The sequence below is a fragment of the Alteromonas sp. AO-Serp genome (assembly GCF_017849675.1).
Taxonomy (GTDB): Bacteria; Pseudomonadota; Gammaproteobacteria; order Enterobacterales; family Alteromonadaceae; genus Alteromonas; species Alteromonas macleodii.
The window spans coordinates 1-8,935 of sequence record NZ_JAFLMX010000093.1; the positions used below are offsets into that span (position 1 = coordinate 1).

Consider the following 8,935-nt stretch of genomic DNA (forward strand, 5'->3'; position numbering starts at 1 on the left):
GATAGCGGACGCTATGTCCCTCAGTTAATTGCTAACGCAAGCAGCGTACTTACACCGTCAAATCAAAGGTCAGATAGCCTAGAAGTAGAAGGTGAGCGCTTAGCAGCGGATGGTGACAACGCTAACAGCGAACTTCAACATACCGCTGAATCTAGTTCCACTTCCGTAGCACTTCATAACACCAACCATGACGCTGAGCATGATGCGCTAGCGCTACTGTGGTTAGCCGCAAAGCAAGGTAGCGAAGACGCACAAAATCGATTGCTCGTTGAATTTGAGCGTGCGTATAACGCTGGTTTCACCGCTACTGACTATATTGATGAAGCCACTGCAACCTATTTTCTAGAAAAACTTGTTAATCTTGAAAATGCGGACGCTGCATGGCTGCTGTACCAAATATTAGGTGAAGAAGGTGCGTCACAGCGCTTTATGCGCTTAGCGGCGCTCGGCGAGGTCGCAGAAGCACAGCTTGCGTTTGCAATGTCTACCGATTCGCCAGAAAAACGTGAGAAGTGGCTGGTACGCGCGGCTTCACAAAACTACGTACCCGCACAGGCCGCATTGGCCGATTGGTATCTTCTACACGGGCAACAACAACTAGCGAAACCACTGCTCGCAGCAACAGCAACCTTAGACATGCAAAGTGCATTTAAGTATGCTCGCCTCCTGTGGGACGAAGGGGAATTTTCTGAGGCTAAGGAGCATTTTAGCTTTTCCGCGAAGAAAGGGCATCTTCAAGCGGAAAAAGCCTTAGAGGCCATCAATCTCTACACGCCGTATTCTATACAGCAAGCACTAAAGCAGTCTCCTTCATTTAACTGGGAGAATGAAGGGAAATGCCTTCAGCGTATTCAGCCTTTTGCTACCAGTTTAGCTACTATCATGCGTGCTCACAGTCTTTATAACTCATTCAATGACGACAAGCGCCTGCAGAACCTTTCTATTTGCCTGGCCCCGCCTATTTGGCTTAAACCCGATGTACTAAGCTGCGATCCGGATTATAAGAACGCTGGGATCTTAGGCTGTAGTATTACTCCTTTGGCAAGCATTGCGAAAAAGCAGAAATTTAGTCATGCAGTAGTAGTGGCAGAGCAGGGTAAGGCAAATGTTCAAAACGGCGTAATGTACTTAGACATCAGTGACGCTTATTCAGTGTTTGTTCATGAGCTAGCGCACTTCGCAGGCTTCGCTGACGAATATCCTATTGGCAAGGGCATGGCGAATAGGCTGTGCGATGAAGATGGAATAAACGATTTTGCACCACCAAACCTAATCGTAGATTCTGAGTACTGGTATGCACCTCACAAAACGGTTGAAAATTGGCTAGAGATAGATCCTGCAACCATTATTGCACGGGCCAAAACGTGCACCGTATTGGGGGAAAACAGCTATAAGCCCAGCCGCAGAATTACCTTTATGGAACATCACGATAGCGGCGTGATCCCGCCTTTATATTTGGTACTGTGGCAGCAGCAGCTGGAAAAACAAAATGCCCAGCGACCTATTTCAATGAATTTCTTCCAGGCGTTCCACAATAGCGGCAACCAAAAAGAAGCCGCACACTGGTTAGCTGAATACGAAGCGTTTACTGGTGGCAAATAACCATAGCTGTCATTACTAAAACAATACACTCGCCACTATTTAGCGAGTGTATCTTTAAGCTCTCTTACCCACATAGACGTTGCACCACAAATTGCTACGGGCATAACGATAAAGTTAACCACGGGAATAAGTGAGAATATATTCACCATCATTCCGAACGTCATCGCTTTCCCTTTGTGTTCGCCAAGGTGCAGGCGCATGCGCGTAAAATCTATTTTGTGGTTGTCGTATGGGTAATCGCAGTACTGAATTGCCATCATCCAGGCGTTAAATAAGAACCACAAGACTTGCCCAATAATGGGCAGAAAAAAGAACAATAACAAAAATCCAATAGCGCGAGGTAGATACCAAACCAGCTTGGTGAGTTCGCGCCCTACAGTTCTAGGAATGTCTTTAACTAAAGACATCACGCCCTCGTCACCTAAATCTTGACCCGTTAAATGACGCTCAACCTTTTCTGATAGAACGCCATTAAACGGCGCTGCAATCCAGTTTGCCAGTGTGCCAAAGATCAGTGCGAAAATGAGCAATACGCTGATGACTGCGAGGGGCCACAAGAAAAAGCTGATCGCTGTTTTTATCCAGCCTAACCATTCAGGTACAAGATCAATCACATAAGCGATACCCATTTCTATTTGGCCAAATAAGAAGTAAAAAGCCACAGAAAAAAGCACTAAGTTTATTGTTAGGGGTACAAAAACAAAACGCTTTAATCCTTTGGTTTTTATGAGCGAAAAGCCTTCAAAGAAATAATGTACACCGCCTGAACTCATTCGTACTCCTTCGCGTTTGAAACGCTGTGTTTGTTAACTATCTGCTCTATCATACGCGCTTGGCGTATTCTCTGCCTAACTCAGTGAAATGGTAATTGTTACAAGCTGTTAGATTTGGTAGAGTCGGAGCATAATAACAAAAGAATCTTCCGTGTGATTGCATCATTTCTACATCAACTGCTATTTCAGCCGATGGTTAGCTGGTTTCTGGCTAATATCAAGGCGATACCGCGTGCAGCTTTGTGTTTAAGAGGGATGATGTGTGAGGCTTAAAAAGATTAAGCTTGCGGGTTTCAAGTCCTTTGTTGAGCCAACTACCATTCCATTCCCCGGTGAAATGACCGCCATCGTAGGCCCTAACGGCTGCGGCAAGTCGAATGTCATTGATGCTGTACGTTGGGTTTTAGGTGAAAGTTCTGCCAAAAACTTACGCGGCGATGCAATGACCGACGTGATTTTTAATGGCTCTTCGTCTCGTAAGCCAGTGGGGCAATGTAGCGTTGAACTTGTTTTCGACAACAGTGCAGGGCGGATAGCGGGTGAATTTGCCAACTACAATGAGCTATCTGTTAAACGCGTAGTTACACGGGACGCCACCTCTACTTATTTTCTGAACGGCACTAAATGTCGCCGGCGTGATGTCACCGATCTGTTTTTAGGAACAGGGCTAGGCCCCCGGTCTTACGCCATCATTGAGCAAGGTATGATCTCTCGGCTTATTGAATCTAAGCCACAGGATTTGCGTGTATTCATAGAAGAAGCCGCGGGTATCTCAAAGTACAAAGAGCGCCGCAGAGAGACAGAAAACCGTATAAGGCACACGCAAGATAACCTTGAACGCTTGAATGATGTGCGCGATGAATTGGGCAAGCAGCTCGAAAAATTACAGCGTCAGGCTGCTGCGGCTACTCGATACAAAACGCTACGTGCACAAGCCAGAGAGCTAAAAGGCCAGTTAGCAGCCCTTCGTTTTCTGAAAAATAGTGAACATATTGAAGCGCTGCAAAAACAGCAGCAAGCACTCCAGTTAGAAGTTGACGACTTAGTGGCTCGACTACAGGGCGATGAAGCGGGGCTTGAGTCGTACAAAACCAAGCAGCTGGAAACAAAACAAACGATAGATGATCTTCAGCAGCAGCTGTTTACTACCAGTAACGCAATAACGCGACTAGAGCAAAATGCGCTGCACGCAAAACAACGCAAAGGGCAGGTAGAGCAAGAGTTAGCACGAATTAGCGAGCAACACGAATTGCTTAACCACTCTATTGATGAGGCACAGGAAGCGCTTGCGGTATCAAAGGAGGCGCTTGAAAACATTGAGCCTGAATTTGCCCTTAAGGAAGCAGAGTTAGAGCTTGCCAAAGAGCGTTTTGAAGACGCTGAACAAGCGCTAAGAGAGTTTAACGCCCAAGCCCGAGCGCAAGAGCAAACCTACAATCAACTTCGTCAGAATGTTCAGCAATGCCATAGCCAAATTCAGTCAACGATGAGCATGCAGTTACGCACTTCTCAGCGTATCAGCGAACTACAAGACGAGCTAAAACAGCTAGATGAAGAAGATTTTGCCAGTCAGATAACACTTTTAGAAGAGCAATGTAGCGAACTCTATTTTGACATTGATGAAGCTAAGCAATTATTTCAAGAGTCCAATCAAAAGGTGTCGCAGCAACAAGGCGAAGTCAACGCTATAGAAGCGAAGCGCCGTGATACCCAGGGCCAGTTACAAACTGCACTGTCCACAAAAGCTGCGCTAGAAGCGCTTCAACAAGATGCCTCAAATAATGAAGACGTAACGTTAGACGGGATAGAAAAGCTGTGGCAGCAGTTTAGCTCTAACCAAACTCTTGCACCTTGTGTAGAATCGATTTTACAACACGCTAAAGACCCCGTTGTTGCCAAAAGCCATGACATACAGGCACTGCTTCAAAACCACGCTTATTTGCCAAGCGGCATTAAAGTGTTTACCGATAAGGCGTTTGTAAGCACTGCCAAATCGGGTTCACTAGCACACGCTCTATTAACTGAAACACGCAGTAATGAATCGTCAATACAGCGTGTTCCCGCATTTTTTAATGACATTTACCTTTGTAGCAACGATGACGAACTTGCGGAAACGATTGAAAGTGCTTTTGTAAGCGTTCTTGATAAAGAAGATGAACCTGAAGGCCTAGCCAAGGGGTTTACTAGCGCAATCTCGCCTTCAGGGTTGTGGGCAAGCTCACAGTGGGTAGTGAAACCTGGCGAAGCAAGCGACGGTGCTTTGCAGCGGGCGAACAAAATTAAGGGACTGGTAGACAGCATTGAAGAAACTGAAAGCCTTATAGATGAGATTGAGCATTCATTAGAGCGCGCCAAACAGGCACTTGAACAGAGCGAAGCGCAAAAGCAGGCTATTCAGAGCGCCTTGGGTGAAAAAGAAAACCAGCGCGCACAGATTAAAAATAAACTTTCTTTGCTTGAAATGCAGCAAGAGCAACAGTCTACACGCACTGCCAAACTTAATGACGAGTTAGCAAAGCAAGAGTTAATGTTAGCGAAAGAAGAAGAGCAACTAGCCCAACTTTCGGAAAAGTTAGAGCTTCAAGAGGCACAAATACTTGAACACGAAGTGCACATTGACGATGTGAACGCTAAGCGTGATGCAAATGAGCGAACTACATCAGAGCTACGCGCGTTAGTTGATACATTAACATCGCAAAATCATGAGCTTGCACTTAAGAAGCAACAATTAGAGAACCATCAGAATTTATACAGTCAACAGGTTACGCGTAACCTTCAGCAGCGTGAAGAGTACATAAAAAACAAAGAAAGATTACAAAAAGAACTTACACAGCTTACGTCCCCTGAAGAAATTCAAGAAGCAGAGCTTCAGTCGCTGTTGGAAAACAAAGCGGAATTAGAACAACTGAAAAGTGCTAAGCAAAGTAGTCTCGAAGATATAGAGCAGTGGTTGCGAGAAGCCGAAAAAGGGCATCAAGCTCTGGGTAAAGACATTCAAACGCGACAGGCAAACATCGATAAACTTAATATCGATATTGAAGGCTACCGGGTACGTGCGAATACGATTTTAGAACAGCTTGATGAAACGCAGCAGTCGCTGAAGAGCATTCTAGAAACCTTACCTGAAGATGCCGAAGAGAAGCGCTGGCAAGAAGACCTTGAAAAAACGCAGGCTAATTTGCAGCGCTTAGGTGCAGTGAACTTAGCCGCAGTTGAAGAGTATGAAACCCAGTCGGAAAGAAAGTCACATTTAGATACACAGCACAACGACCTTACTGAAGCCTTGGAAACGCTACAGTCGGCCATTCGTAAAATTGATAAAGAAACCCGCACGCGCTTTTCTACCACCTTTGAACAGGTTAACGAAGACCTTAAAACGTTATTCCCAAAAGTGTTTGGGGGCGGTTCGGCGTATCTTGCGCTTACCGATGACGATTTGTTAGAAACTGGGGTGACGATAATGGCTCGCCCCCCTGGTAAGAAAAATAGTACGATTCACCTCTTAAGCGGTGGAGAAAAAGCACTAACCGCTTTATCATTGGTGTTTGCTATTTTCAGATTAAATCCGGCTCCATTTTGTTTGCTGGATGAAGTAGATGCACCATTGGATGATGCAAATGTAGGGCGCTTTTGTAACTTAGTGTCAGAAATGTCACAAACAGTGCAGTTTATTTATATCACCCACAATAAAATAGCGATGGAAATGGCCAGTCACCTCACCGGTGTTACCATGGCGGAACCGGGAGTTTCGCGCATGGTGGCGGTAGATGTGGACGAGGCTGTAGCCTTCGCAGAAGCATAACAAAGGGCGAAAGAAATTAAATGGAAGATCAATTACGTCTATTTTTACTCCTTGGAGGCACGGTTTTTATCATCGCAGTGCTTGCCCATGGTATTTGGAAAATTCGTAAAAACAGTAAGCCTTCGGAAAAAGAGCGCTTAGAGCCCCGTCAGTGGCAAGATGATGACAACGATTTCGAGTCAGATGAGCAAGAAGGCTTTGACGAGCTTGGCATTGGCGCGGTGCGCGTGGTTAGCAAATCACAAAACCAAGAGCATGAGGCTGCAAGCAACGTATCGACGAATACGGCAAACAGCCCTGCGCATCACGATATCAATGAAAAACATGCTTACAGCAGCGAAGAAACTGATGACGACGATAGCTTGTCTCAACATGCCACCTCAAAAGAGCACGGTGATGGAAAAGAGGGCGCACACGGTAAGCATGAGGGTAAACGCCCAAGCAGCGTTGGTAATTCAGCTATGCCGTCTGACGGGAAAGAAGAAGCTGAGAAAGCACCAAAACTCTATGGCTCTGTGGTTACGAATCCGAAGCCACACATGAAAGGGCAAGCTCGTCCCGACGGCGCATCAACAAAAGGTGCTAACAGAGGCGACGAAAACCTTGCCGCGTTCCCTGAACCTCCAGGCTTCTTACTTCGTGAAGGCGAAGAGCAAGAGGAAACGTCTTTAGCGTCGCATGCTCAGCGTGAAGAAAGCGAACAGCAAAATACTCCAAGTAATCAAGAGAGAGCGGATAACGCGCAATCGCATGACCCAATTCAGAGTCAGGCGGGCGGTCATCAAGAAAGAGGGCGTGCAGAGCCAGCTCGTCCTGCACAGAAGTTTTATATCGACCCAACGCTGGAGGAAGAGCCTGAAACAGTGCAGCCGCCGGCTAAAAACGAAAGAGAAGTTGCTGATTTTAGTTTAGATGCACCCGAAGAGTCTGTTTCATCCAGCGATGTTCATGAAGAAAATGAACAGCCTCGACGTTTTGCACGTAATAAACGAAGCAAAACGCCAGTGAGAAGACGTGAAGAGCCGAATTTTGGTGACGATCAAATGCGTATTGATTTTGACACCAGTGAAGCAGCTAGCGCTGATTTTGGCGATGAAAGCTTTAGTGCTAATGAGTCAGGCAATGATGGTGCTGGAAGTACACCAAAGACCGCTAAGTCGTCGATTGAACCCGAGGTTTTAGTATTAAATGTAAGAACGCCAGAAGGCGAGCCCATTTCAGGCGCTGCACTATTACCTATGTTATTAACATTAGGGTTTAAATTTGGCGATCAAGACATCTTCCACCGCCACGTAAACTCAAATGGCAAAGGGCCAGTGTTGTTTAGCCTTGCTAACATGTTTAAGCCTGGGGTTTTTGATATTGATAACCTAGAGAACTTTGAAACCCAAGGTATTTCACTGTTTATGATATTGCCTATTGAGGGTGACCCTCATCAAGTGTTTAACATGATGCACAATGCAGCCCGCAAATTGGCAGATGAGTTCGGCGCACAAGTACTTGATGGGCGCCGAAGCGTATTAACGAAGCAGGGCTTACAGCAATACGTCGAGAAAATTCGTGAGTTCGAGCGCAAGCGTATGATTGCGCGCAGCTAGCGTTAATTTATCACTTGCGCCTCAATCTTATGGATTATTCATGTAGGTGCAAAAACAAAAAAGGACTTGGCTCATACCCAGGTCCTTTTCTATTGATTAGGGTCTATTGATCTTTGATGTATAACAAGGGCTAGCAAGCCATAGCATTGTAGCGTGGCTGTACGTTTCACAACCTGACTGAAATAGATCAGGTTTTTGCAGCCCATTTGAAACATACAGCGGCTTGGGCGAATAGGCCTTGGCAACGAATTGTAATACTTTTAACTATTTAAACGGCGTGACAACAACTCCATGTCAGATTCTTTAGAACAAGCAAAGCAACAAATAGCAACACTTCGCAACACACTTAATGAGTACAACTATCAGTACTATGTGATGGATGACCCTTCGGTTCCTGATGCAGTATATGATAGAGATATGCAGGCGCTTATTGCGCTAGAAAAACAATATCCTACGCTTCAAAGCCCGAATTCTCCCAGTCAAAAAGTAGGGGGCGCAGCGTTATCGGCCTTTGAACAAGTTACCCATGATGTTCCTATGCTGTCGCTGGATAACGCCTTTGATGAAGAATCACTGCTTGCCTTCGAAAAACGTTTAAAAGACAGACTAAAAGATTCGGCAACGTTAGATTTTAGCTGCGAACCCAAGCTAGATGGTTTAGCGGTAAGTATTCTGTATGAAAATGGCGAATTAGTGCGTGCTGCCACCCGTGGTGACGGCCAGGTAGGCGAGAATATCACGGCTAACGTGCGTACCATTTCTAATGTGCCGTTAACGCTTCGTGGTGAGCATTATCCTGAGCGCGTAGAAGTGCGCGGTGAAGTGTTTATGCCTCGTGAGGGCTTTGCAAAGCTCAACGAACACCAAAAAGAAACGGGTGGTAAGGTTTTCGCCAACCCTCGTAATGCTGCTGCTGGCAGTTTACGACAGCTAGACTCTAAAATTACGGCCAAGCGCCCGCTGATGTTTTATGCTTATTCGCTAGGCGTAGTGCAACCTGAAAGTTTTGAATTACCCACAACACATAGCGAGCGCCTTAAGCAATTGGGTAATTGGGGGCTGCCGCTGTGCCCTGATATCGACACCGCCGAGGGCGGTGAGGGCTGCTTGGCGTACTACAACCACATTTTGGAAAAGCGCGACAGTTTGCCGTATGACAT

The 8,935-nt window shown here is 45.9% G+C and carries 5 protein-coding genes; 4 read left to right on the forward strand and 1 reads right to left on the reverse strand.

Annotation, left to right across the window (positions count from 1 at the left end):
- The coding region (locus QVA83_RS07460; RefSeq protein ID WP_287498293.1) for an SEL1-like repeat protein at nt 1-1,602 on the forward strand (1,602 nt) is incomplete at its 5' end.
- A gap of 35 nt (nt 1,603-1,637) precedes the next feature.
- Here the strand turns inward: QVA83_RS07460 and cysZ are convergent.
- A complete protein-coding gene (cysZ, locus tag QVA83_RS07465) occupies nt 1,638-2,375 on the reverse strand; it encodes a sulfate transporter CysZ (protein WP_014979262.1) in 738 nt (245 codons plus the stop codon).
- A gap of 262 nt (nt 2,376-2,637) precedes the next feature.
- Between cysZ and smc the strand changes: the two genes are divergently transcribed.
- The 3 genes from smc to ligA form a co-directional block, all read left to right on the forward strand.
- The gene (smc, locus tag QVA83_RS07470) at nt 2,638-6,177 is read left to right on the forward strand and encodes a chromosome segregation protein SMC (RefSeq protein WP_287498294.1); all 3,540 of its coding nucleotides are present in this window, start codon (nt 2,638-2,640) and stop codon (nt 6,175-6,177) included.
- Nucleotides 6,178-6,197: 20 nt separating this feature from the next.
- On the forward strand, nt 6,198-7,775 hold the full coding sequence (zipA, locus tag QVA83_RS07475) for a cell division protein ZipA (protein ID WP_287498295.1): 1,578 nt from the start codon (nt 6,198-6,200) through the stop codon (nt 7,773-7,775).
- Nucleotides 7,776-8,066: 291 nt separating this feature from the next.
- On the forward strand, nt 8,067-8,935 hold an 869-nt coding region (gene ligA / locus QVA83_RS07480), incomplete at its 3' end, for an NAD-dependent DNA ligase LigA (protein WP_287498296.1).